The sequence below is a fragment of the Nocardiopsis mangrovi genome, from assembly GCF_042653925.1.
GTDB classification, from domain to species: domain Bacteria; phylum Actinomycetota; class Actinomycetes; order Streptosporangiales; family Streptosporangiaceae; genus Nocardiopsis_B; species Nocardiopsis_B mangrovi.
Genome location: NZ_JBHSFQ010000008.1, coordinates 86,926 through 111,034, shown reverse-complemented (window position 1 = coordinate 111,034; position 24,109 = coordinate 86,926). Strand labels below are relative to the sequence as shown.

25 protein-coding genes and 1 pseudogene are annotated in these 24,109 nt (G+C 73.9%); 17 read left to right on the top strand and 9 right to left on the bottom strand.

Translation table 11 applies throughout. The features are described from left to right. Positions 1–108 precede the first annotated feature (108 nt). The 4 genes from ACFO4E_RS11175 (at position 109) to ACFO4E_RS11160 (ending at position 3,565) form a co-directional block, all read left to right on the top strand. Positions 109–750 carry a sigma-70 family RNA polymerase sigma factor gene (locus tag ACFO4E_RS11175; RefSeq protein WP_378573616.1) on the top strand — a complete coding sequence of 214 codons (642 nt, stop codon included), beginning with the start codon at positions 109–111 and terminating at the stop codon, positions 748–750. A 94-nt stretch (positions 751–844) separates the two neighbouring features. Continuing rightward, complete coding sequence (locus ACFO4E_RS11170; RefSeq protein WP_378573614.1) at positions 845–1,462, top strand: SCO family protein; 618 nt, start codon at positions 845–847, stop codon at positions 1,460–1,462. Between the two features lie 26 nt (positions 1,463–1,488). After that, complete coding sequence (locus ACFO4E_RS11165) at positions 1,489–2,721, top strand: Dyp-type peroxidase (protein ID WP_378573786.1); 1,233 nt, start codon at positions 1,489–1,491, stop codon at positions 2,719–2,721. A gap of 283 nt (positions 2,722–3,004) precedes the next feature. Then, positions 3,005–3,565, top strand: a complete 561-nt coding sequence (locus ACFO4E_RS11160) for a copper chaperone PCu(A)C (protein ID WP_378573613.1) — start codon at positions 3,005–3,007, stop codon at positions 3,563–3,565. A 186-nt stretch (positions 3,566–3,751) separates the two neighbouring features. Here the strand turns inward: ACFO4E_RS11160 and ACFO4E_RS11155 are convergent, their stop codons facing one another. Continuing rightward, positions 3,752–4,672 carry an alpha/beta fold hydrolase gene (locus ACFO4E_RS11155; RefSeq protein ID WP_378573611.1) on the bottom strand — a complete coding sequence of 307 codons (921 nt, stop codon included), beginning with the start codon at positions 4,670–4,672 and terminating at the stop codon, positions 3,752–3,754. Positions 4,673–4,796: 124 nt separating this feature from the next. On the opposite strand from ACFO4E_RS11155, the gene ACFO4E_RS11150 reads away from it, so the two are divergent. After that, on the top strand, positions 4,797–5,522 hold the full coding sequence (locus ACFO4E_RS11150; RefSeq protein WP_378573609.1) for a MerR family transcriptional regulator: 726 nt from the start codon (positions 4,797–4,799) through the stop codon (positions 5,520–5,522). A 72-nt stretch (positions 5,523–5,594) separates the two neighbouring features. Here ACFO4E_RS11150 and ACFO4E_RS11145 read toward each other — a convergent pair whose 3' ends face one another. Continuing rightward, positions 5,595–6,200, bottom strand: a complete 606-nt coding sequence (locus tag ACFO4E_RS11145; RefSeq protein ID WP_378573607.1) for a GNAT family N-acetyltransferase — start codon at positions 6,198–6,200, stop codon at positions 5,595–5,597. 153 nt (positions 6,201–6,353) lie between these two features. Further along, positions 6,354–7,457: a winged helix DNA-binding domain-containing protein gene (locus ACFO4E_RS11140; RefSeq protein WP_378573605.1), complete on the bottom strand. Its 1,104-nt coding sequence runs from the start codon at positions 7,455–7,457 to the stop codon at positions 6,354–6,356. A gap of 327 nt (positions 7,458–7,784) precedes the next feature. Between ACFO4E_RS11140 and ACFO4E_RS11135 the strand changes: the two genes are divergently transcribed. The 9 genes and pseudogenes from ACFO4E_RS11135 to ACFO4E_RS11095 all read left to right on the top strand — a co-directional run bounded on the left by ACFO4E_RS11135 (position 7,785) and on the right by ACFO4E_RS11095 (position 16,024). After that, positions 7,785–8,819, top strand: a complete 1,035-nt coding sequence (locus tag ACFO4E_RS11135; protein WP_378573603.1) for a DUF6924 domain-containing protein — start codon at positions 7,785–7,787, stop codon at positions 8,817–8,819. 128 nt (positions 8,820–8,947) lie between these two features. Then, positions 8,948–9,709: a class I SAM-dependent methyltransferase gene (locus ACFO4E_RS11130; protein ID WP_378573601.1), complete on the top strand. Its 762-nt coding sequence runs from the start codon at positions 8,948–8,950 to the stop codon at positions 9,707–9,709. A 156-nt stretch (positions 9,710–9,865) separates the two neighbouring features. After that, positions 9,866–10,108 carry a hypothetical protein gene (locus ACFO4E_RS11125; RefSeq protein ID WP_378573599.1) on the top strand — a complete coding sequence of 81 codons (243 nt, stop codon included), beginning with the start codon at positions 9,866–9,868 and terminating at the stop codon, positions 10,106–10,108. Positions 10,109–10,184: 76 nt separating this feature from the next. Further along, positions 10,185–10,523, top strand: a pseudogene (locus ACFO4E_RS11120) (WHG domain-containing protein); the annotation flags it as partial. 137 nt (positions 10,524–10,660) lie between these two features. Next, complete coding sequence (locus ACFO4E_RS11115; protein ID WP_378573597.1) at positions 10,661–11,053, top strand: ester cyclase; 393 nt, start codon at positions 10,661–10,663, stop codon at positions 11,051–11,053. 561 nt (positions 11,054–11,614) lie between these two features. Then, positions 11,615–12,916: a flavin monoamine oxidase family protein gene (locus ACFO4E_RS11110; protein ID WP_378573595.1), complete on the top strand. Its 1,302-nt coding sequence runs from the start codon at positions 11,615–11,617 to the stop codon at positions 12,914–12,916. An 89-nt stretch (positions 12,917–13,005) separates the two neighbouring features. Beyond that, entirely contained in the window at positions 13,006–13,461 is a 456-nt protein-coding gene (locus ACFO4E_RS11105; RefSeq protein ID WP_378573593.1) for a flavin reductase family protein, read from the top strand. 107 nt (positions 13,462–13,568) lie between these two features. Continuing rightward, on the top strand, positions 13,569–14,945 hold the full coding sequence (locus ACFO4E_RS11100; RefSeq protein WP_378573591.1) for an LLM class flavin-dependent oxidoreductase: 1,377 nt from the start codon (positions 13,569–13,571) through the stop codon (positions 14,943–14,945). Between the two features lie 284 nt (positions 14,946–15,229). After that, positions 15,230–16,024, top strand: coding sequence for an IclR family transcriptional regulator (locus ACFO4E_RS11095; protein ID WP_378573589.1), 795 nt, complete (start codon positions 15,230–15,232; stop codon positions 16,022–16,024). 200 nt (positions 16,025–16,224) lie between these two features. On the opposite strand, the gene ACFO4E_RS11090 is transcribed toward ACFO4E_RS11095, so the two are convergent. From ACFO4E_RS11090 to ACFO4E_RS11080, 3 genes are all read right to left on the bottom strand, one after another. Next, on the bottom strand, positions 16,225–17,517 hold the full coding sequence (locus ACFO4E_RS11090; protein WP_378573587.1) for an RNA polymerase sigma factor: 1,293 nt from the start codon (positions 17,515–17,517) through the stop codon (positions 16,225–16,227). A gap of 6 nt (positions 17,518–17,523) precedes the next feature. Beyond that, positions 17,524–17,874, bottom strand: a complete 351-nt coding sequence (locus ACFO4E_RS11085) for a YciI family protein (protein WP_378573585.1) — start codon at positions 17,872–17,874, stop codon at positions 17,524–17,526. A 239-nt stretch (positions 17,875–18,113) separates the two neighbouring features. Beyond that, complete coding sequence (locus ACFO4E_RS11080) at positions 18,114–18,974, bottom strand: SDR family NAD(P)-dependent oxidoreductase (RefSeq protein WP_378573583.1); 861 nt, start codon at positions 18,972–18,974, stop codon at positions 18,114–18,116. A gap of 75 nt (positions 18,975–19,049) precedes the next feature. Between ACFO4E_RS11080 and ACFO4E_RS11075 the strand changes: the two genes are divergently transcribed. The 3 genes from ACFO4E_RS11075 (at position 19,050) to ACFO4E_RS11065 (ending at position 21,692) form a co-directional block, all read left to right on the top strand. Further along, positions 19,050–19,655 (top strand): acyl-CoA-like ligand-binding transcription factor, encoded by a 606-nt coding sequence (locus tag ACFO4E_RS11075; protein WP_378573581.1) that lies wholly within the window; start codon positions 19,050–19,052, stop codon positions 19,653–19,655. Between the two features lie 114 nt (positions 19,656–19,769). After that, on the top strand, positions 19,770–20,183 hold the full coding sequence (locus tag ACFO4E_RS11070; RefSeq protein WP_378573579.1) for a YkvA family protein: 414 nt from the start codon (positions 19,770–19,772) through the stop codon (positions 20,181–20,183). Between the two features lie 273 nt (positions 20,184–20,456). Continuing rightward, complete coding sequence (locus tag ACFO4E_RS11065; protein WP_378573577.1) at positions 20,457–21,692, top strand: glycosyltransferase; 1,236 nt, start codon at positions 20,457–20,459, stop codon at positions 21,690–21,692. A gap of 166 nt (positions 21,693–21,858) precedes the next feature. Here the strand turns inward: ACFO4E_RS11065 and ACFO4E_RS11060 are convergent, their stop codons facing one another. Genes ACFO4E_RS11060 through ACFO4E_RS11050 form a run of 3 tightly spaced genes read right to left on the bottom strand, consistent with a single transcriptional unit; the run spans position 21,859 to position 24,013 of the window. Further along, positions 21,859–22,263: a RidA family protein gene (locus tag ACFO4E_RS11060; RefSeq protein WP_378573575.1), complete on the bottom strand. Its 405-nt coding sequence runs from the start codon at positions 22,261–22,263 to the stop codon at positions 21,859–21,861. Beyond that, positions 22,260–23,024, bottom strand: coding sequence for an IclR family transcriptional regulator (locus tag ACFO4E_RS11055; RefSeq protein ID WP_378573573.1), 765 nt, complete (start codon positions 23,022–23,024; stop codon positions 22,260–22,262). The genes ACFO4E_RS11060 and ACFO4E_RS11055 overlap by 4 nt, the downstream gene beginning before the upstream one ends. Beyond that, the gene (locus ACFO4E_RS11050) at positions 23,021–24,013 is read right to left on the bottom strand and encodes a sugar kinase (RefSeq protein ID WP_378573571.1); all 993 of its coding nucleotides are present in this window, start codon (positions 24,011–24,013) and stop codon (positions 23,021–23,023) included. The genes ACFO4E_RS11055 and ACFO4E_RS11050 overlap by 4 nt, the downstream gene beginning before the upstream one ends. Between the last annotated feature and the right edge of the window lie 96 nt (positions 24,014–24,109).

Here is a 24,109-nt window from a genome sequence, read left to right as displayed (position 1 = left end):
CGGAACACCGTGCCGCCGGGCCGGCCGGCCGTGCCCGGCCCCGCCCCTGGCCGCCGGCGCTTTGGCGCCAGGCGGAGGCCGCGGTGTTCCCGCACAGGAAGCACTCCGATGACGACCTCGACCGACCTGTCCTTCGCCGCCGCGCTCCGCGGCGGATCCCCGGGACCGCTGCGCTGCTCCGGCTCCCGCCTCGCACCCGGACCGGTCCCGCCGGACCGGTCACGCGAGCTCGACCTGCTGGCGCGGGAGGCCCGGAGCGGGCACCCCGCCGCCTTGAACGCGCTGTTCGCCCTCACCCGCGAGGACGTGCGGCGCTTTATCGCCCGGCGGGTCGATCCCGAATGGGTCGACGACCTCACCCAGGAGACCTACACCCGGGCGACGCGCAGCATGCCCCGCTTCGCCGGACGCGCGCCGGTCAGGGCCTGGCTGTTCTCGGTTGCGCGCCACACGGTCGCCGACCGCTACCGGACGCAGAACAGCCGGCCGCGGCCCTGGAGCCTGGCCGACCTGGACGGCGCGAGCCGGCGCACCCCGCCGGAGCAGAGCCGCTTCGACGAGTACATCGCGCTGTCGGCCCTGCTGGACGAACTGCGGCCCGACCGGCGGTCGGCCTTCGTGCTGACGCAGCTGCACGGGTTCACCTACGTGGAGGCCGCCGAGATCGCGGGCGTGCCCGTGGGCACCGTCCGCTCCCGGGTGGCCCGGGCCAGGCGCGACCTGCTCACCCTGCTGAACGCGCCCGCCTGACCCCTGTCCACACCCGCCCGGGGCGGCGGAGCGCCGCTCCGCCGCCCCGGGCCCGCGACTCCGATGACCACCTGCCATCCCCGAAAGGCATGACATGCACCATCCCACCGCCGGCCTCCGATGGACCGCGCTCGGCGCCGCGCTCGTCTGCGCCCTCGCGCTGACCGCCTGCGCGGCCCCGCACGAGGAGGCCGACTACTACCTCGACCTGGCCGACGATCCCATGGACGCGTCGGCCATCACGCTCACCACGGTCGACGGTGGGGAGTGGACCTTCGCCGACGCGGCTCCGGACCGCTTGACACTGCTCTTCTTCGGCTACACGAGCTGCCCCGACGTGTGCCCGATGACCATGGCCGAGATCCATCTGGCCTTGGCGGACATCGGCGACGACGCCGAGCGGTTCGACGTCGTGATGGTCACCACCGATCCCGCCCGCGACACCGGCGACCAGCTGAAAAGCTGGCTGGCCCGGTTCGACCCCTCCTTTCAGGGTGTCCGCGGGGACATCGACGACACCGTCCAGGCCGCCCTGGACTACGGCATCCCGATCGAGCCCCCGGAGGAGGTCGAAGGCGACTACCTGGTCTCCCACGGCGGCAGGATCATCGTCCTGGGCGACGGGGGAGAGGCCCTCGGCATGTTCGACGAGGGGACCGAGGCCGACCGGATCGCGGCGCTGCTGCCCGGCCTCGCGGACACGCTGCTGTGAGCGGCGGCGTCCCGCCCCGGCGTCCGATGTCGCGCCGCGCGCTCGTCACGCGCGTGGGCGCGGCCGGATTCGCCGGCCTGGCCGGCGGAATCGCGGCCGGTCTGACGGCGGGCGGGTACGCCCGGCAGGAGCCGGGCGACGAGCCGGCCCTCGCCCCGGCCCGGGCCGCGACCGGCTCCGGGCCGGGCCCGGTGCCCGCCCTGGCGGTTCCCACACCGGCGCACGTGCACATCGTGGCCGTCGATCTGCGGGCGGACTCGGCCGCCGCGGCGCGCGCCGCCGCCCGGGCGACCCTCACTGCGTGGCGTGAGTCAGCGGCGGACCTGCACGAACGCGGTCTGGCATCGCTCGGCCCGGGCGCACCGTCGGCGGGACTGCACCCGGCGTCGCTGGGCGTGACCCTGGGCGTCGGCCCGGGACTGCTGGAGCGCGCGGGACGCTCCGGCAACCGCCCACCCGAGCTCGACGACCTGCCCGCCTTCGCCCCCGACGACCTCGACCCCGCCTGGTGCGGTGGGGACCTGCTGCTGCACGCGGGCGCCGAGGACGCCGTGGTCCTCAGCGCGGCGGTGCAGTACCTGCTCGGCCGGGTGCGCGAGCACGCGCGGGTGCGCTGGTCCCTGCCCGGGTTCCAGCGGTCGGCCGCTGCGGCGGTCGACCCCGCGGCCACGCCGCGCAACCTGATGGGGCAGGTCGACGGGACGGTCAACCCGGAACCCTCCGACGCCCTGTTCGGCACCCACGTCCTGGCCTCGCATCCGGACCGGGCCACCGCGTGGATGGACGGGGGGAGCTATGTGGTGATCCGCCGCATCCGCATGCTCCTCGACGACTGGTACGCCCTGGAGCCGGAGGCGAGGGAAGCCGTGATCGGCCGCCGCCTGTCCGACGGCGCCCCGCTGGGAGGCGCGAACGAGGACGACCGGCCCGACCTGACGGCCGTGGACGGTGCGGGCCACCGGGTGATCCCCGACACCGCCCACATCCGGCTGGCCGGCCCGGAACGGACGCTGGGCGCCCGCATGCTGCGGAGGGGGTTCAACTTCGACCTGGGGTGGGGCGCCGACGACCGCCGGGAGGCGGGGTTGATCTTCACCGCCTGGCAGGCCGACCCCCGATCGGCCTTCACCGCCGTCCAAGAGGCGCTCGACCGGGGCGGCGACGCGCTCGCCCCGTTCATTCGCCACGAGGGCAGCGCGGTCTTCGCGGTGCCGCCGGTGAGCGGGGACCGGCCCCACCCGGCCGCCTCCCTGTGGTGAACGCGGGGGACCGCGGAGGGCGCCACAGGCCGCGCGGCAGAGGCTCCACGCGGCACACCCCGATCCCTTGTAGTCCGTGGCGGCCGGCGCCGTGCGGCCGCTCCTTCCCCGCTGTTCGAGAGCGGGGGAGGAGGCGGCCGCGCGCAGGGCCGGTCCGGGGGATCGCCCCGCGCCATCGATTCCCCCGGACCGCAGGGAACCATCCGCGCCGCGGCGACGACTCTGAGAGCGGGCGCGGCCGACCGCCGCCCCGCACACCGAGAACACGGAGGAAACCGACACCATGCAGTGCCGACAGGCCGGAAGAACTCCGCGGCGGCCGTTCCCCGCTCTTGCGGGGCTGTCCGTTCTCCTGCTCGCCGCCGCGTGCGGCGGCGCCCCGGGCCCCGCTCCGGCGACCGCCCCCGCAGGGGGCGCGGAGACCGACCGGGGCGGCGCGAGCGGCGGCGCCCTCGACGTGGCCGGCGCCTGGATCCCCGAGCCGGCCAACCCCGAGGTGGGGGTGGTCTACCTGGAGGTCGCCAACGCCGCAGGGGAGGACGACGCCGTCACGGGCGTCTCCACCAGCGCCTCGGACGACGCCGACCTGTGCGCGACCGAGAACGGGGCGTCGGCCCGGATGCGCACCGTGGACGAGATACCGGTCCCGGCGGGCGGATCGGTCACCCTGGCCGACGGCGGGTACCACCTGATGATCAACGACATCGCCGAACCCCTGGCAGTAGGCGACCGGGTCACCGTCACCCTCACCTTCGCGAGCGCGACGGAGCTGGAGTTCACCGTCCCCGTACAGACCATGACGGGCGCCCCGGGCCCGGAGGCCGGGCACGGGGGACACCACTGACAGCCCTCCGCCCGGCGGCGCCGGTTGCGGGCATCGCGAGCGGCCCGTCGCCGGCCGCGGATGCATGACACCGGCTCCGGATCGACTCCGGACGCGTCGAACGACGGCCGACCGGCCGGCTCCCGTCCGGCGTCGGCCATCGCGTCGGCATCGGGCGGAGCGCGGACGCCCTGCGCGCACCGCTGTTCATCCCGGGAGGTCCCGGATGATGCGGGCCACCTCCGGGGCGTGCGTGAAGGGGAGCCGGTGGTCGGCGTCGAGCCAGGTCGCCGAGGCGTGGGGCACCTCGCCGACGAGGCGCTCGATGCCGGAGCGCCAGAGGCGGTTGTGCCGCTGGGTCCGTCCTTCGGTGCCGCCGCCGGCGATGGAGGTCGACATGATCATGCTGACCGGGCGGTCGATCCTGCGGTGGCGGTCGAGGATCGCGGCCCGGACCACGTCGATCTCCAGCTGGAGGGCGAAGATGTCCTGTGCGGTGAGCAGCACCGTGCGCGCGGTCGGTGCGCCCCGTTCGGCCTCGTGCCGCTTCGCGAGGTCCTCGGCCAGCGCGCGGAATTCCGCCAGATCGGCCTCTGCGATGAACGGCTCGGGCAGGGGGTTGGCGCCGTCGATGAGGACGAGTCCGGCGAACGTGCCGGGGAACTCGGAGGCGTGGTGCACGGCGAGGTCCGCCCCCAGCGAGTAGCCCACGAGCACGGGGGCCGAACGCAGGCCGAGGCGTCCCGGGTCCGCCAGTACGGCGGCGAGGTCGCCGAGGAAGCCGGCGAAGGCGTAGCGGTCGGCGGCCGAGCTGAGGCCGTGGCCCCTGAGGTCGAAGGTGATGACGTCGTGGTCGCGGCGCAGCAGCCCGGTCAGTTCGCGCAGCTCGGCCTGGGTCGTGTTCAGCCCCGGGCACAGGACCAGTGGCCGCCCCCGTCCGCCGCGGGACACCGCGATCGTGACGCCGTCGTGGCGGACCGTGAAGTGGCGTACGGTCCCGTCGCCCTCCTCGGCCTGTTCCCCGGCGCCGCCGGCCGGCACGGTGGTGCCGGTCCGTTGGCGGACGTCCCGGCCGCCGTGCCCTCCGCGCGGTCCGGCGGCCTCGATCGCATCGCTCGTCCATGTCATGCCGGCCATCCTCGGGGGTTGACCCTGCGTCAGGGTCAACCCCCGCCCCGAGGGCACCGGCACGGCGGGCGGAAGAAGGACGGCATAGCCTCGGGACCGGGCCGAGGCAGGATTGGATGGGGCGATGCGATCGCGTGAACTGGCCGACCTCGCCGGCGTGACCGTGCGCACGCTGCGCCACTACCACCAGATCGGCCTGCTGCCCGAGCCGGAGAGGTCGGCGAACGGGTACCGCCGCTACACCGCCGACGACCTGGTCCGGGTGGTGCGCGTCCGCCACCTCGCCGAAGCCGGGGTCGGCCTCGCCGACATCCCGCGGTTCCTCGGCGACGGCCCGGCCGAATCCAACGCGGCGGCCCTGGACCGGGTCGAAGCGGATATCGATGCGCGGATCGCGCGGTTGCAGGCCCAGCGCGAACTGGTGCGTTCTCTGCGCGCAGACCAGCGGAACCCGCGCGTCCCCGTCGGCGTGCCCGGATCCCTCGCCGACGTGCACGACATGTCCGGGCTGACGCCCGAAGCCGCGCGGCTCGACTTCGACATCGCCACACTGGTCACGCATCTCTCCGGCGCGGCGGCGCGGCCGGTGGACGAGGGCATCGCCGCACTGCGCGCCGTGGCGGACCTGCCCGCGTTCTTCTCGGCGCTCAACGGCCTGGCGGACCTCCCTCCGGAGGCGGCCCCCGAGCAGCGGCGGCACGTCGCCCACCGGCTGCGCGCGCATCTCGCCGTGCTCAGGCCCGCACACGGGAGCCCATTGAACGTGCCCGCCGAACGGCTGCTCGACGAACTCCTGCGCCGCCACCTCAACGCGGCGCAGCTCGACGCGCTCGACCAGGCGGCGCGATAGGCGGCGCGGCCCCTGGGGCGGCCGTCCTCACGGCTTTCGGCGACGCGGAGCGGTCCCCTCGCCGCCCCGGCCTCAACGAGCCGCGGGCGAGCGGCGCATCGCGGTCGCCCCGGCGGTCACGCCGCCGAGGGCGCCGTGGGCCTCGAACCCGAAGCTCTCGTACAGCCGCCGGCTCTGCTGGGTGGTGGCTTCGAGGAAGGCGGCCTCACCGTGCTCGTCGATGATGCCCAGCCGGTGGCCCAGTAGCGCCTTGCCGACCCCCAGCCCCTGCGCGGAGGGGGAGACGCCGATGTCCACCAGGTGCCAGAACGGCGGGCGCGGACGGAAGGGGCGAACCGCCCGGTCGTAGCGGGCGAGGGCGAGGACGCTCCTGGGGCCCAGCTCCCACGCCGCACGCAGGCTCGCCCACAGCGCGCCGCGCGGCGGCCCGCCGCCGGCGGGCGAGGACCAGACGGCCGTCCCCACGATCTCGTCCGCGCCCTCACGCCGGGCGACGTCGACGTCCTGCGGGCGGGCCAGCAGGATCGCCGAGCGGAAGAGGGCCTGGAGCTTCGCGCGCCGGCTGCGCGCCTGGGGGCGCACCAGCCGGGCCATGACGGGATCGTCGGCGAAGGCACCGGTCAGGACGCGGGCGGCGGCCTCGACCTCGTTCGCCCCGATGGACTGGACCCGGATCATTGCGAGCTCCCCCCGCGTCGGTCGCCGCACCTACCCCGTGCGGACCATCACGCTATGCCCTCGGGGCCGCTCGGGACCGTATCCGCCACTCGGCGAGCCGGTGCCACATTCCCGCTGGTCATGGGTGCTGCGAGCGGGTCGCCGGCGTCCCGCTCACGGCGGTGACGCCGCGACCCGCACGCGGTCGCCCCCGCCGTCGGAGAGGAACGACGCCAACGCCCGCCCCTCCTCGGCCACGGCGGTGCGGTCGGCCCGGGACAGGCGGTACAGGGGGGTGACCGCCACGGTGCCGGCGTCGACGCGCCAGGTCGCGGCGACCCGGCCGTCGACCAGCACGACGCGCTCGCCGGCGACCGACAGCCCGCGGTGGGCGTCGTCGATGATCCGGCCGCGGTCGTGGTATCCGAGGATCGCGTTGTCGAACGCCGGCAGGAAGCGGACCGGGGCGGGGGTGTCGGGGGAGGGGCGCGGCGCGCCGGGTAGGTCCAGCAGCTCGCGGCCCCGCTCGTCGCGGAAGGACACCAGCTCCCCGCGTACCGCGGCCACCGCGCCGGGCAGTCCGGCCAGGCCGCTCCAGGCGCGCAGGTCGGCCGTTGCGGCCGGGCCGAACGCCGCCAGGTAGCGCCGCACCAGTGCTTCGCCGACCGGATCGGTGCCCTCCGGTGCCGGCGGGTCGACCTCGCGCCCCAGCCAGGCGGAGAGCGGGAGGTTGCGCACCCCGGCCCGCGTGCGCCACAGCCCGCGCGGGGGCAGCTGGGCCATCGGGACGAGGGCGGCGACCAGCATCTCACCCAGGGCCCGCGGTCCGGGCGCCGGCCAGCGTTCGGCCAGCGCCCCCGCGAGTTCGGCCATCGAGCGGGGTTCGCCGTCGGCCAGGACCGCCCGTCCGGCCGCCGCGAGTTCGTCGAGGTCCACCCCGTCGAGCTCGCCGCGGTAGACGCCGAGGACCCGCTGGCGCAGCATGGCGCCGTGGCGGGACCGCCAGGCCAAGGCGTCGTCGGCGGTGAGCAGGTGGACGGTGCGGCGCATCAGGTGCGTCCGCACCACCTGCCGCCCGGTCAGCAGGTCGTCGAGGGTGGCCGGGTCGAACGCCGACAGCCGCGACCACAGCCCGATGAACGGTTCCTGCGGTTCCTGCGCCTGCAGACCGCACAGGCGCGCGACGGTGTCGAGGACCGGCGTGCCGGCGCGTTCGAGGAGCGATTGCCGGGCGAGGGCCGCCCGGTTGAGTGCCCGGGTGCCGAGGACGGTCGTCATCGCGACCACCCCGCCGCGCTCCGGCGGGCCGGGGCCGCGGGCGGGGTTGCGTGCACCCGGCTCATCGGCGGGCCGGTGACGGGGGAGGGGGACGCTCGCCGTCGGGGGCGGGAGGAGGTGCGGTCGTGGCGGTCACCGTGGTCGTGTCCTTCGGGGCATCGTCGTGGCGGGGTACGCGACCACGATCCCAGGCGATGCGGTCAGGATCCGGCCTCATTGCCCGCAGGCACCCCCTATGAGGGGCAGGACAGGAGAACGGTCCTATCGGTCAGCGGGTGTAGAAATGGACGACCGATGATCACGACGATTCTCGTGAGGTACCCCCCGATGCCCCCTGCCCTGCCCCTGCCCCCGGCCGACGACGGACCGCGGGTGTCCGGCATGCTGCTGATCCGCACCCACCACGGCGACGACGACGCCTGGCGCGACGTGCTCCACCGCATGGGCGACCTGCCCGGTATGGCCGCACCGCTCCCGGAGCACGACGCCCACGCGGTGCTGCGGGAGCCCATCCCCCGGCGCCTGATCGTGGTCGACGACCCCGCCTGGCAGGACGCCACACCCGAGGATGTGGGCGAGGCACTGGACACCGATGGGGCGTGGGTTCCCGACCTGGTCCTGCTCGCCACCGACAGGACCGCGGCCAACCCCGATCTGCGTCCCCTGCTGGCGTTCCGCGGCCCCGACGGCGAGGCGTTCCGGATCACGCCGCGCCAAGCGGCCCTGACCTACCTGGTGCTGCACCTCCCGTACCAGGAGATGACCCTTGAGGACTTCGAGGAGTGGGCCCCCGCCGAACCCGAATGGGAGCCCGATGAGGACGAGACCGCTGAGGACTGGGAGGACGACCTCCCCGATCCGGTGGGCGCCTTCCTGGAGTCGCTGAACCCGCCGCCGCGCTACGAGCGCCCGGCCCGGGAACTGCCCCTGCTCACCCAGGAGAACGACGGCCTGCTGGTGCGCACCGACTTCACCGATGACGCCGCATGGGAATCGCTCCTCGATTCCGTGCACCGCCCCGGGCCGGGCTACGACGACCCCATCGACGACTTCGGCGATTACATCGACGCCCTGGACGACCCGGTGTTCGACGGCGCCACCCCGGAGCAGTTGATGGCGCTGGTCCGCCCCGACGAGGAGGACGCCGAGGAGTCGGACGCGGAGGTCCTGCTGATCGCGGACGCGACCGCAATGCGCGATCCCGGCCAGGGTGTCCTGGTCGTGCCGCTGACGGGCCGCATCGGGTGCGCCTTCCGGCTGATCCCTGAGCAGGCCGGGATCATGGTGGCCAACCTGATGATCGGCAACCAGGACATCGAGGACTACATGGACGACCGCACCAGGGAGGGCCTGGGGGCGTAGCGGCTCCGGGGGCGGTCCGTGAGCGCCGCCCCCGGAGCCGACGAGCGGTGCGGGTCCGGTGCCCGGCCCGGGCCCGCACAGCCGAAAACCGCTTGGCCGCGCGGCGGCGGGGTCCGCATGATGGCGGGATGGTCGATCGACACTTCTCCCTGCCGGACCTGGCCGACCTCTACGACCACTTCAACTTCTGGCGGTGCTCCCCCCAGGACGACTTCTACCTCGACCTGGTCATGGACGCCCATTCCGTCCTGGACGTGGGGTGCGGGACGGGCAAGCTCCAGCGGGTGGCCCGCGAGCGCGGGCACACCGGGCGCCTGGTGGGCCTGGACCCGGCCGACGCGATGCTGGAGGTCGGCCGCCGGGACCGGGACGACATCGAGTGGACCCTGGGCGACCTCGCCTCGGGTCCCTACGGCGGGGGCGGGGCGCCCTTCGACGGCGAGTTCGACCTGATCGTCATGTCCGGGCACGCCTTTCAGGTGTTCACCACCGACGACGAGCTGCGCGCCAACCTGGCGGCCGCGCGGCGGGCGCTGCGGGCCGGCGGCCGGTTCGTCTTCGAGACCCGAAACCCGGGCGCGCGGGGCTGGCAGGCGTGGTATCCCGAGCAGGTGCGGACCGTGGACGGCCCGGGAGGGCGCCGGGCCACCTGCGTCGACCGCCTGCGCGAGGTGGCGGGCGACCTGGTCACCTTCACCTCCGACTACAGCGTCGAGGGCTGGGATGGTCCCCGGCGCAGCCGCAGCACCCTGCGGTTCCTGGACGCCGCCGCCCTGAACGGGTTCCTGGGTGCGGCCGGGCTGCGGGTGAGCGCCCAGTACGGGTACTGGGACCGCAGCCCGCTCACCGGCACCAGCGAGGAGATCATCACCTGCGCCCGCCCCGCCTAATGGGAGCTGTCGGGTCGTAGAGACTTGATGCCGTAGCCGCCAGCAGGTGAGCACTTACCTCGCCTTAAGCACGTGACTTCTGCGGTCAGACCGTGCCCCTGCTGGCCGGCCGGGAGGCCAGACCGCTGATGGGGTGGCGTGCCCGCCGATCGGGGCGTGAGCAAGCGTCAGCGGTCGCGTTTGGAGGTGTCGCGAACGGCGGTGAAGCTCTTCTGGGAGCGGGGGCCGGCCGGCACGAGCGGCAACGACATCGCAGCGTTCCGCCTGGTGAGCGAGACCGTGGCGCCCGCGGCCGTCCAGGAGTCCACGGCCGAGCGGCACGCGTATCCGGCCGGCGAGATCCCCGGTAGGGACACGCAGGCCGCCGAGTCGCTGGTCCGCCACGCCGCCCGTGCCTAGGGCCGGCCTGGACCCGGCGGCCGTGGTCGCGGCCGGTGCCGCCCTCGCCGACGAGGTCGGCGCCGCCCACCTGACGATGGGCCTGCTGGCCGCGCGGCTGGGCGTGCGTACCCCGTCCCTGTACAAGCACGTAGGCGGCCAGGAGGACCTCAACCGGCGCATCGCGGCCTTGGCGTTGAGTGAGGCCGCCGACGCCGTCGGCAGCGCGGTCCAGGGGTACGCGGGCCGCGACGCCCTGGGGGCCGCGGCCCGCGCCTTCCGCGCCTTCGTCGTGGAGCACCCCGGACGGTACGCCGCGACGATCGGCGTGGAGCCGTCCGGCCCGGACGATGCGCTGGCCATCGCGGCTCAGCGGCTGCTCGCCGCCTTCACGGCGGTCCTGCGCGGCTACGAGATCGCGGAGTCCGACGTGGCCCACGCGCTGCGCGGACCCGCTCGCGGGCACGGCCCGATCGGGGCAGTTACCGATCGTCGGCACGCCCTTCACGGGCGAGCCTCACAACCGGATACCACTCGGCCCGGGCCCGGTCCGGGGCCGTGGAAGGGGACTTCATGTCCGACACCGGCCTGCGCGATTTCTACGGGCGCTACATCGAGGCGCTCAACGCGCACGAGTTCGACCGCATGGACGAGTTCGTCCACGAGTCCATCGTCCTGCACAGCGAGCCGAGCTCCCGCGCGGCCGTCGTCGCGCAGCTCAACAGCATCGTCGACGCGGTCCCCGATTTCCACTGGGAGATCCGGGAGCTCGCCATCAACGGCGACAGCCTCGCCGCCCGTCTGGCCAACACCGGCACCCCCGCCAAGGAGTGGCTCGGAGCGGCCCCCACCGGCACGTCGATCGAGATCGTGGAGTACGCCATCTACCGGGTGCGCGACGGGAAGTTCCCGCACATGTCCGTCGTCCACGACGCCGAGGTCCTGCGGAAGCAACTCGCAGGCTGACCCGGCCGGGCTCGGCCGGCGCAGATTCGGACACGAGCGGGTGCCCCGCCCTTCGGGCCGGGGTACCCGCTCTTTCCGGCGTCCGACGGGTTCGTGCCGACGCGGACGATTCGGACGGCCGGCCCGGGCCGACGCTGATCGGCGGCGCCCGTCTCCTCCTCCCGGACCCTCGCCCAGTGTCACCGGTACCGCCGGACTCTTTGGAATCGATAGTTCACTTAATGAACGTTTCGTTCATTGAGCTTGCATGGATGCAAGGAAACGCCGCCGCAGTCAACCCACTCGTCTCTCAATTCCCATCCCGTACGGCCTCTTGACGCGGCACGCACGCGTGCTCACAATGACGAGCAGGCGTTCGTATGTTGAACGCTTCGTTCGTTATTTCTCATTCGAGGAGTTGGGGGTCCGTCTGCCGCGCGGTCCGACGGCCGACGCGGCCTCGCCGTCCGTCTTCGCCGCGGGTCGCCCGAGCGGAGCGCGGTGGCGGGCCGGTGACGTGTGCCCCTGATCCGAAGCAGCGACGACCGGATGTGCAGCCGACTGCGAGGGAGTGTTGTCATCGTGACCGAGGTAGCAGACGTCGTCGTGGTCGGCGGCGGGATCGCCGGTCTGATCACGGCCCGTGAACTCGGCCGGGACGGTGTGGGGGTCACCGTGCTCGAAGCGCGCGACCGGCTCGGCGGACGGGTGTGGACCGATCGCCGGCTCGGGCGCGACCTGGAGATGGGCGGAACCTGGCTGCACTGGGTCCAGCCGCACGTGTGGGCGGAGGTCACCCGCTATGGGCTGGCGGTCACCCGCGCCCCACGCCCGGAAGAGGCGTACTGGCTGGCCGGCGACGAGGTCCGCAGGGGCACGCTCGACGGATTCATGGAGCTGATCGACCCGGGCATGCGTCGGCTCCTGAGTGAGACGATGCGCTGGATCCCCCGGCCCGATGCGCCCGTCTCCGCCCCCGGGCTGGAATCCGTCGACGGCTTCAGCCTCCAGGACAGACTCAGCGGACTCGACCTGTCGGTCGAGGAGTACAGCGCCAATGAGGCCGCCTGGGTGGGGCATTTCAACGCGCCGCTCGAGGACGGGGCGTTCACCAGCGCGCTGCGCTGGACGGCGGCCACCGCCGGTTCGTGGCACCTCATGCACGAGGCCTCGGCGGTGTTCCGGCTCGCCGCGGGAACCCGGTCACTGGTCGAGGCGATCGCCGGGGACACCGACGCGGACATCCGCACCCGCACCGAGGTGCGCCGGATCGAGCACGACTCGGCCGGCGCGGTGCTGACCACCACCGCCGGAGACCGGATCAGGGCACGCCGGGTGGTGCTCACACTGCCGCAGAACCTCATCGGCGAGTTGGACGTCGACCCCGGGCTGTGCGCCGAGAAGCGCGCCGCGAGCAAGGAGAAGACGGCGTCGAAGGGCGTGAAGGTCTGGATCCGGGTCCGCGGCCCGATCGAACCGTTCTTCGCCTACTCGTCGGCGGCGCACCCGCTCTCCGTCGCGCGAACCGAGTTCGTCGGCGACGACGACGCCGTGCTGGTGTCCTTCGGGGCCGACGCGCGGCGGATCTCGCCGCACGACGCCGACGCCGTCCGCGCCGCGCTGCGCGTCTGGCGCGACGACCTCGACGTCCTCGAGGTCACCGGGCACGACTGGATGGCCGATCCGTACTCGCGGGAGACGTGGCTGATGCATCGGCCGCACCAGCTCACGCGGTACCTCACCGCCCAGCAGCGACCGGAAGGCGTCCTGCACTTCGCCGGCAGCGACTACGCCGACATCTGGGCCGGCTTCATCGACGGGGCCGTCGAAAGCGGCTTGCGCGTCGCCCGCGAGATCCGCACCGGCCTCGGCACCGCTCACTGACCACCGCGACGACCGGCACCGCACTGAGAGGAAACGCGAGCATGACAACGTCGTCTCCAACGCTCGAGCCACGCCATTTCCGGGACGTCATGGGGCATCTGCCCACCGGCGTCGCCGTCGTGGCCGGTCGCGAGCCCGGCACCGGCCACCCCGCCGGACTCGTCGTCGGCACTCTCCAATCGCTGTCGCTGGACCCGCCGCTGGTCAGTTTCAGCGTGGCGACGACCTCGCGCAGCTGGCCGAAGATCCGCCGCGCCGGGTACTTCAGCGCCAGCGTCCTCGCCGACGGGCAGAACGACGTCTGCCGCGCGCTGTCGAGCAGGCGGGACGACAAGTTCGCCGCGGTGGACTGGCACGAGTCCGCCGACGGAACCCCGCAGATCGCCGGCGCGCACGCCTGGATCGACTGCAAGACCGTGCAGGAGCTGGCGGGCGGCGACCACTTCATCGTGATCGCCGAAGTGCGCCGCCTGGAGGCCGGCGGGGGAGAGCCCATGGTGGTCCACCGCGGCCGGCTCGGCGGGTACCGCGCGCTCCGGTTCTGACCGCCTTCCCCCGCCGGCACGACGGCGGGGGAGCACGCACATGACCACACGGCTCCACCCCCGCCTTTTCGATCCCTGAACAGGAGCAGATGATGCCGTCTCGCCGCATGCGGCTTTTCGCCTTCGATTTCCAGGGCCCCGCGCACCTCTCCGCGGGGCTGTGGCGGCACGAGAATGACCAGGGCGCGCGTTACAAGGACGTCCGGTACTGGACCGAATACGCCCGGCTGGTGGAGCAGGGCCGTTTCGACGGCGTGTTCTTCGCCGACAACGCCGGCTACCACGACGTCTACGAGGGCAGCGCCGCCGGTGCGCTCGCCGACGGTGCGCAGATCCCGGCCAACGACCCGGCCCTGGTGGTCTCGGCGATGGCCGCCGCGACCGACCACCTCGGGTTCGGCCTGACCGCGTCCACCAGCTACGAGCACCCTTACGCGCTGGCCCGGAAGTTCAGCACCCTCGACCACCTCACCGACGGCCGGGTGGGATGGAACCTGGTGACCTCCTACGCCGGCAGCGCCGCGCGCAACCTCGGCAATGGGCGGCTGACGCCGCACGACGAGCGGTACGACATGGCCGCTGAGCACCTCGAGGTCTGCTACAAGCTGTGGGAGGGCTCCTGGGAGGACGGCGCCGTCGTCCGCGATACCGACCGCTGCGTCCATGTCGACCCCGAGCGCGTCCACGACATCGACCACCGCGGCACCTACTTCACCGTGCCCGGGTTCGCCCTGTGCGAGCCCTCTCCGCAGCGCACTCCGGTGATCTTCCAGGCCGGCGGCTCGTCGAAGGGACGCGCGCTGGCCGCCGCCCACGCCGAGGGCGTGTTCGTCAACGCGCTGTCCAAGCCCGCGCTCAAACGGCAGGTCGACGTGCTGCGCGGGCTCGCCGCCGCGTCGGGCCGCGACCCGCGCGACCTGCGGGTGTTGCAGATGCTCAATGTCGTCTGCGCCCCGACCGACGAGCAGGCGCACGCGAAGTACGACGCCTACCGGAAGCTGGTCAGCTACTCCGGCGCGATGGCCCGCTACAGCGGCTGGACCGGACTGGACATGTCGCGGTTCGATCCGGACGTGCCGCTGCGGCATGTCACGACCGCCGCCGGGCAGACCATGGTCGACCTGTTCTCGAAGATGGATCCGGACAAGGAGTGGACCCCGCGCGACATCGCGGAGTTCCTGGGCATCGGCGGTACCGGCCCGACCATCGTCGGTTCGCCCCGGACCGTCGCCGCCGAGCTGATCGGCTGGTTCGAGGAGGGCGACATCGACGGCTTCAACCTCGCCCACGCCGTGAAGTACCAGGACATCGCCGACTTCATCGAACTCGTCGTGCCCGAGTTGCAGCGCCGCGGAGCGATGTGGACCGAGTACGAAGGCACGACCCTGCGCGAGAAGCTGTACGGCCCGGGAGCCGTGCGTCTGCGCGCTGACCACCCGGGCCACCGGTACGCCCACCGTGCGGCCGCCGGCACGGCGCACTGACCGGGGCCGACCGGACGAGCACGGTCCCACGCGAAGGCACCGGTTCGCGACCGCCCGCCTGCCGGCCGAGCCGGTGCCCGAGGACATCAGCGCCGAGTCCCGGGTCCGGAACGACCCCCCGCACCGCCGCGTACCGTCGAGCTCAGTTCCCGTAGCCCGTTACTCCTGCCCGCCTCGTCTCATCCACCGCCGCGTTCACTAAGTGAACACACCTGCTAGACTGGGTGGCGGTCGTGATCCATGGCCTCTACACAGGCTCGAGACGGGCGGGAGACGGGAACGCAATGGGCGACGAGCCCGGGCGCACCGAGATGACCAACAAGTCGGTGACCAAGGCCGTCCGATTGCTCCGCGAACTGGCCGCCCAGCCGCGCACCGGCGCCACGGTCACCACGCTGGCGAAGGTGGCCGGCCTGAGCAGGCCGACCGCGTTCCGGCTGCTGTACAGCCTGGAGCAGGGGGGCCTTGTCGACCGCGTCGACACCAACTACGTCCTCGGCTGGGAACTCGCCAGGCTCGGCCGCCACGCCGATCCGTATGCCGGCCTCGTCGCCCATGCGCAACCGCTCCTGCAAGAGCTGGCGGACCGGTTCAACGAGTCCGTGACACTGTCGATCCCCAACGCCCAGGACGCACTCGACCTGGTCGCCGAGGCCGCCGGCTCGCATGTGGTGGGGGTCCTCTCCCGGAACATGGTCGGCCAGCGCTACCCCATGCACGCGAGCTCCACCGGCAAGGTGCTGCTGGCCGAGCAGTCGGCCGACAAGCTGCGGGCGACACTCCCGGAGCGGCTCGAGGCGTTCACCCCGCACACCATCACCGACCGCGCGACGCTCCTCAAGGAACTCGAGCAGGTCCGCGAGCAGGACTTCGCCATCATCGACAACGAGCTCGAACCCGAGCTCCTCTCGCTGTCGCGCCCGATCCGGGACAGCGCCGGCTCACTCGTGGCGATCCTGACCCTCAGCGGCCCGCGAGCACGGTTCGGCCGCGCTCGGATCCCCGAAGCCCTGCAGCAGATGCAGAGCACCGTCGAACGCCTGGCGGAGTTGTTCTGGCGCGACTCGATCACCGCCTGAGGCCGGTGTTCTCGACCGGGTGAGGCCGCGGCCGGCGCCCGCCCCATCGAGGCTCCAGCCCGGCGCCGGCGTTCCCCGTCCCCGGGGCGGCGGGCTGATCGCCTCGGCTGATGGCATGCGCGGCGCACCGCGGCCGGCGAGTCGTCCCTGCCGCTCATCCGAGGTGGGCGGCGCCGGACGACCGGCCGGCGCCCGCGCCCTCAGGTGTCGGCCGCGCCGATGTCGCCGGTCGCTTCGGCCTCCGCCAGCCTGCGGAGCAGGTGGGCCCGCTCGGGTTCGGTGCCGGCCAGGTCGATCGCCTCGCGGTAGGCCGCCGCGGCCTCGGGGAGCCGGCCGAGCCGGTGCAGCAGGTCGGCCCGCGCGGCCGGGTAGGGGTGGTGACCGCGCAGCCGCGGCTCGCCGGCCAACCCGTCGAGCAGCGCCAGCCCTTCGGCCGGACCGTCGCGCATCGCCACCGCGACCGCCCGGTTGAGCGCGACGACCGGGGACGGCACGAGCGCGAGCAGCACGTCGTAGAGGGCCACGACCTGCGGCCAGTCGGTGGTGGCGAGGTCGGCGGCCTCGTCGTGCACGGCGGCGATCGCGGCCTGTACCCCGTAGGGGCCGGGCGGCCCGCCGGCCAGCGCGGTGACCGCCAGGCCCCGGCCCTCCTCGATCATGGTGCGGTCCCAGCGGCCGCGGTCCTGGTCCTCCAGCAGCACCATCTCGCCGCCCGGGCCGGTCCGGGCGGCGCGGCGCGCGTGGGTCAGCAGCATCAGGGCGAGCAGGCCGGCGACCTCGCGCTGATCGGGCAGCAGCCGGCGCAGGATCCGCGTCAGCCGGATGGCCTCCTCGGCGAGGTCGAGCCGCTGCAACCGCGGGCCCGCACTGGCCGCATAGCCCTCGGTGAAGACCGAGTAGACGACCTGGAGCACGCCCGGCAGGCGCTCCGGCAGTTCGTCGGTGCCGGGCACACGGAACGGGATGCGGGCCTGGCGGATCTTCTTCTTGGCCCGCACGATCCGCTGGGCCATCGTGGCGGGCGGGACGAGGAAGGCCCGCGCGACCTCGGGCGTCGTCAGCCCGGCGAGGCAGCGCAGCGTCAGGGCCGTGCGGTCCTCGGCCGCCAGTGCCGGGTGCGCGCAGGTGAAGAACAGCCGGAGCCGCTCATCGGGCAGGTCGCCGCCGGTGTCGGCGGGCGGGGCGGGGTCGGCCCGGTCCGCCTCCACCTGGAGGACGGCGAGCCGCGCCGCGTAGGCCCGGTCCCGGCGCAGCCGGTCGACGGCCTTGCGCCGCGCCGTCGTCAGCAGCCAGGCGCCGGGCCGGGCCGGAACCCCCTGGACGGGCCAGTGCACGAGCGCCGCTTCGACGGCCTCGGACGCGACCTCCTCGGCCAGGTCGAGGTCGCCGAAGCGGTGGACGAGCGAGGCCAGCAGCCGGCCGTGCTCCTCGCGGAACACCGACTCCACGGACGATGCGACGGGTGTCCCGGTGCGGGAGGCTCCCTCGTCCACGGCCGGTCAGGCCCCGAAGTCGGCGATCGGGCGCACCACGACCGCCCCGCTGCCGCGGGCGCCGGGGCAACGGGCGGCCCAGTCGAGCGCCGCGTCGAGGTCGGGGACGTCGATGACGTAGAAGCCGCCGAGGACCTCGCGGGTCTCGGCGAAGGGCCCGTCGGTGACGGTCCGCCCGCCGGCCGGGTCGACCCGGACCGTCGTCGCGGTGACCAGGTCGGCCAGCGACTCGCTGGAGACCAGGATCCCCGCGTCCCTCACCTGCTTGTCATAGGCCATCCAGTCCTCGACGCTGCACTCGGCGGCCCCGCCGTTCTCGTCGATCGCGCCGCTGTGGATGAGCAGCATGTACTTCATGGGTCGGCTCCTGTCGTTGCCATCGGATATCGCGCGGCGTGGTCGCCGTACATGATGACGACGAACGGGATACGGCCGGATCGACACCCGTTCCGATATTCTCGCTGAGAGGGCCTCCCCGTGGCGGCCGCCGTCGCGTGCCGGGGGGTTCACCGAGCGGTTCGGCCGCATGGCGGACGCTTCCGACCCGGGCGCGCGGCCTCGACGCTCCGCATGGACGACGTCGCCGCCGGGTTCCGTCACGCCGGTTCGGGCAGCTGTCCCGCGAGCAGTTCTTCGGAGCGCTCCCAGAGCCCGCGGGCGAGGTCCGCGTCGGCCGCTTGCGGGTTGCGCGGCGTGCTGTCCCGGCGCTTGTAGTAGTAGGCGCCGGACCGCCAGTCCGTTCCGGGGGTGCCCTCGGCGAGCCACACGATCTGGTCGGCGCCCTGGTCGGGCGTTGACAGGAGGATGGGCCGGATCAGCGGCTTGGTGCCGAAGAAGCGGACGAAGCGCATGATCGGGCTGGTGGTCGCGGAGGCGAAGTTCGTCGCGACGTTGCCGGGGTAGAAGGAGGCCGCCGAGAGTCCGCCGGCGTGGTAGCGCCGATGGAGTTCCGTCGTGAACAGGATGTTCTCCAGCTTCGCCGCACCGTACGCGTGGACCGGATCGTAGCCGCGGTCGTGATCGAGGTCGGCCAGGTCGATCTCCTTGGCGAACCTCACGGTGCTGGAGGTCTGCAGTACCGACGCCCGCGACGCGATGAGCGTATCCAGGAGCCTGCGCGTGAGCAGGAACGGTGCGAGGTGGTTGACCTGGAACGTCTTCTCGAAGCCGTCCCTGGTCGTCGTCTTGGCGCCGAACACGCCGCCGGCGTTGTTGGCGAGCACGTCGATCCGCGGATAGGCGGCGCGGAGCCGGTCGGCGAGGTGCTCGACGTCGTCGAGACGGGTGAAGTCCGCGACGTAGCCGTCGACGCCGAGTTCCCTGGCAATGGCGTGGGTCTTCTCGGCGGAGCGGCCCACGACGACGACGGTATGCCCGTTCGCGTGCAGCCGCCGCGCGGCGGCTGCGCCGATGCCGTCGCTCGCACCCGTGATGACGACCACTTTGCTACCGCCCATGGTTCTCTCCTTCGAAGAGACTTGGTCGCTTATGTGAGACACGGTACCACCAATGGTTTGTAGTACCATCGGGATATGGCTCCGAACCAGGCTGCGCGCGGCGTGCGGGCGCGAGCGCGTCAGGCCATGCGCGCCGAAGTGGCTGCGACCGTCCAGGACCTGGTCCTCGAACGCGGCTACGAGGAGACGACGGTCGACGACATCTGCACGGCCGCCGAGATCTCCCGCAGCACCTTCTTCCGGTACTTCCCCTCCAAGGAGGACGCGCTCTTCGGCGAGACGGCCGAGGCCGGTGAGCACCTGCGCGACGCTCTCGCGGCCCGGCCCGCGGGCGAAGCGCCCTGGGTCGCCATGCGGCGCGCGCTCGACACGCTGATCGAGGGGTACGAGGCCCACGACGAGCGCACCCGGCGCCTCACCCGCCTGATCGTGAACACGCCGTCGCTCGCCGCCCGGCATCGGGAGAAGAACGCCCGATGGCAGGAACTGCTCCGGCCCGAGATCGCACGCCGCCTCGGAGCCGACCCCGCCGACGGCTCCGACCCGCGCGCCCACGCCGTGATCGCCGCCGCCCTCGGCTGCGTCGAGGCGGCCCTGACCGCATGGACCTCGGACGCTCGGCCGCAAGCGCTCGCCACCCTCCTGGACCACGCCATGGGGGCCTTCGCCCGCGTGGAGTGAGCAAGAGGGAGCCGCGTCCCTCCGGGGTCGCGGCGGAGGGAGGCCGCCGGCGACGGCCGCAGTCCCGGGTGCGATGGTTGGAGCCGGTACCCGCCCCATCCGACCGAGGACACCGTGAACATCTGGCTCGCCGCCGCCCTTGCCGTCCTGGGCGGGCTGATCCTGCTGTGGCTCGCGGCCCTGGCCGCCCTGGCCCTGGCCCGCCCGCGCGGCAACCTGCTCTCCGAGGCCGTGCGGCTGCTGCCCGACCTGCTGCGGCTCGTCCCCCGCCTGGCCCGCGACCCGGACCTGCCGCGCGGGGTACGCGTGCGGCTGTGGCTGCTGGTGGGCTACCTCGCGCTGCCGCTGGACCTGGTGCCCGACTTCATCCCGGTCCTGGGGTACGCGGACGACGCCATCGCGGTCGCCGTCGTCCTGCGCTCCGTCGTCCGGGCCGCCGGACCCCGGGCCCTGGAACGCCACTGGCCCGGCACCCCCGACGGGCTCGCCGCCGTACGCCGCCTGGCCGGCCTGCCCGCGACCGCGTGAGCTGCGGATACGCGCAGCAGCCCGGAGTTCCTCGGCGGCGCCGCCGCGCGCACCGGGCGGTCGGCGGCGGGTCCGCCCATTCGGCCCGCCCCCGGGGCCCACGCCGCGCCGCCACTTGGCCGGAAGGTTGCCCGTCCGCGGCTGTCCGTGAGGGGAAAGCGGGGTACTCCTCATCCACCCGCGGCATCCGCCGGACCGGGGACCGCGGGCAGGACCGCGGCGCGCCGCGGATCGACCTCCGACGCCGGAACCGACGCAGATGGGAGTCGCCGAATGCGTGTGCTGTTGTCGACGATGGGGACGCGCGGGGACGTCGAACCGCTGGTGGGACTCGCGGTGCGGTTGCGCGGACTCGGCGTGGAGGTGCGGGTGTGCGCGCCGCCGGACTGCGCGGAGCCGTTCGACGGTTCCGGCGTGCCCCTGGTGCCGACCGGCCCGCCGGTGCGCCCGATCCTGGCACGGGCGGCGCCGCCGACGGCCCAGGACCTGGCCCGGCGCGCGGCGGCGTCGGTCGCCGCCCACTTCGGCACGGTCGCCGCGGCGGCCCGGGGATGCGACGCCTTGGTGGCGACCGGCGTGATGCCGGCCGGCGCGCGGTCGGTGGCCGAGAGGCTGGGCATCTGCTACGTGTTCGCGAGCTACCAGCCGGCCACTCTGCCGTCGCCGTACCGCCCCCCGCCGCGGCTGCCGCTTCCCGGCCGGCCGTTGCCGCCGGAGGCGACCGACAACCGGGCGCTATGGGACCTCGACGCCCAGGGCTGGAGCGCGGTGTTCGGCACGGCGCTCAACTCCCACCGGGAGTCGGCCGGCCTGCCGCCGGTGGAGGACGTGCGGTCCCACGTCTTCACCGACCGGCCGTGGCTGGCGGCGGACCCGGTCCTGAGCCCGTGGCAGGAGCCCGCCGACCTCGACGTCGTGCAGACCGGGGCGTGGATCCTGCCGGACGAGCGCCCGCTCCCGGCCGGCCTGGAGGCGTTCCTGGCCGCCGGCGCGCCTCCGGTCTTCGTGGGTTTCGGCAGCATGCCGGTGCGGGCCCCGCGGGATGCCGCCGCCAACGCCGTCGAGGCGGTGCGCGCGCAGGGCCGCCGCGTGCTCGTCTCCCGCGGGTGGGCCGGCCTGGCCCCGGCCGACGGCGGCGGCGACTGCCTCGCCGTCGGCGAGGTCAACCAGCAGGCACTGTTCGCCCGGGTGGCCGCGGTCGTGCACCACGGCGGCGCGGGCACCACGACGACGGCCGCCCGGGCCGGCGCCCCGCAGGTGGTGGTGCCCCAGGCGGTCGACCAGCCGTACTGGGCCGGCCGGGTGGCCGAGCTGGGCATCGGCGCGGCACACGACGGTCCCGAGCCGACCGTCGCGTCCCTGTCGGCCGCGCTGCGGACGGCCCTGGCCCCCCGGACGCGCGCGCGGGCGGCCGCCGTGGCCGCACGGATCCGCACCGACGGGGCGGCGGTGGCCGCGGACCTGCTCCTCGAAACCGTCCGCGGGGAAGGGACGCCGGCATCGTCCTGAACCACGGGGACCGTCGTTCCGGGCCCGGCTCAGGCCACACGGCGGGCCGGTCCCGGCGGGCGGCCGCGGAGCCCGCGCCGAGCGGTCGTTCCCGCTCCCATCGCATCCCGCAGGCGGCTGTCGGCACCCCCTGGCGCGGATTCCCCCCGTCCGCGAGATCGCCGGGCTACTCGCCGGTGGCGGCGAGCGCGTCGATCTCGACCAGCATCTCCTCGTGCGGCAGCCCGACGAACACGGTGGTCCGGGCGGGCAGGTTCCCGTCCGGCACGTACCGGGAGACGAACTCGCCGTAGGCCTCGTTCATCGCGGTGAAGTGCGCGCGCTCGGTGAGGTAGACGCGGAACATCAGGACGTCGGCGACCGACGCCCCGCCGGCCTCCAGGATCGCCCGGACGTTCTCCAGCGTCCGCAGCGTCTGGGCGTGCACGTCGCCCGGCGCGATGTAGGTCTTCGTCGCCGGGTCCATCGGACCCTGCCCGGAGACCTGCAGCAGGCCGCCCTTGCGGACACCCTGGCTGAAGGTGTGGGCCGGGGCGGGCGCGTCGGGGGTGGAGACGGCGGTCGTGCTCATGCGGTGGAATCCTCTCGGGTCGGTCGCCAGCCGTTGTCGCGGGAGATCGCCCCGCTGACGGCCAGCAGTGACGGGACCAGCTCGATCAGCTGGTCGTAGCCGGCGACGATGGTCGGCACCGAGACCGACACCGCCGCCACCACGGTTCCGGCCGGTCCGCGGACCGGCGCCCCGATGCAGTTGATCGAGGGTTCGTTCTCCTCGCGGTCCTGCGCCCAGCCCTGCCCGCGCACGCGGTCGAGCTCGGCGAGGTAGGCGCCGCGATCGGTGATGGTGTGCGGGGTGCGCGCGGTGAACGCGACGGCGTCGAGGACCCGGTCCCGCTCGGCGGCGGGCAGGTCGGCGAGCAGCACCTTGCCGGCGGCCGTCGAGTGCACCGGGCCGCGCAGCCCGACCCGCGACGCCATCCGCACGTGGTCGTGCGAATCCAGCTTGTCGATGTAGACGATCTCGCTGCCGTCGCGTTCGGACAGGTGCACGGTGTGGCCGTGGGCGCGGTTGAACGCGTGCAGGTGCGGCGCCGCGACCGCGCGGACCTCCCGCTGCTCCAGCCCGCGCGAGGACAGCTCGAACAGCCGCGAGCCGAGCCGGTAGCGGTGCTGCGCGTCGCGGTGCACGAAGTGCTCGTCGGCGAGGGTGCGCAGCAGCCGCAGGACCGTCGTCTTGTGCACGTCGAGCCGGCGAGCCAGCTCGTCGAGGGACGCCGGTCCCTCCCCGAGCACGGTCAGGATCCGCAGGGCCTTGCCGAGGCTTCCGCTCACGCCGGCACCCCCGCAACCACGCCGCCGGGGCCGACGCGCAGCGCGGCCCAGCCGTCGTCGTCGAGGTCGAGCAGGTGCGCGGGCAGGGGGGCCGCGGAGTCGCCGGGCACGACGAGGACGGCGGCCGCGCCGAGGTGGCCGCGGCGCAGGCAGCGGCCCACGTCGTCGCCGCGGACCAGGCCGGCCAGCAGGCCGGCGGCGAACGCGTCGCCCGCCCCGACCGGTTCCACGACGTCCACGGCCAGCGCGGGTCGGGCGACGACCGAGCCGTCGCGCTGCACGGCCAGCGCGCGGGTCGCGCCGTCCTTCACGACGACCAGGTCCGGGGCGGGCAGCAGCGCGCGCAGCCCGGCCGGGTCGGCGGTGCCGAACACCCGCTCCGCTTCGTCGGCCCCGACGAGGACCACGTCGGCCTGCGCGGCGAGCCCCGCGACCCGGGCGGGGTCGCCGTCCGGCCACATCTGCTCACGCCAGTTGATGTCGAACGTGACGCGGTACGGGCGCGGGCGGGCGAGCAGGGCGTCGAGTGCGGCGGCGCAGGACGGCGACACGGCGGCGGTGATCCCGCTGAGGTGGACCCAGGACGCCGCCGCCAGGCGGGATCGGACGGGGGCGCCGGTCAGGAAGGGCGGATCCGTCGCGGTGGCCGCGGACCCCGCGCGACGGTAGTGCATACGCGTCGTGGGGCGACCGTCCGGACCGGTGGCGACCGTCTTGGCGTAACGCCCGGTGGGCCGGGTCGTGTCGGTGGCCACGGCCCCGACGTCGACACCCGCCCTCATGAGCGTGCCGGTGGCGAGAGCGCCCCACCGGTCGTCCCCGACCCGGCCGATCCAGGCCACGGGTGTTCCCGCGGCGGCGAGATTCAAGGCGACGTTGACCTCCGCTCCCGCCGCGCTGGCCGAGCCGGGGGACGTGGTGTCGAGGTCGGACACCAGTACCAGCGCTTCGCCGAAACACACCACCGGGCCGCGGTCCGTGATGTCCACCTGCGACAACTCCTTCTCGTGCCGTTGACCGCTCAGGGAAGTGAATGTTACAAACGAGAAGCAAAAAACGCAACAACCGGTGCAGAATACGCAACA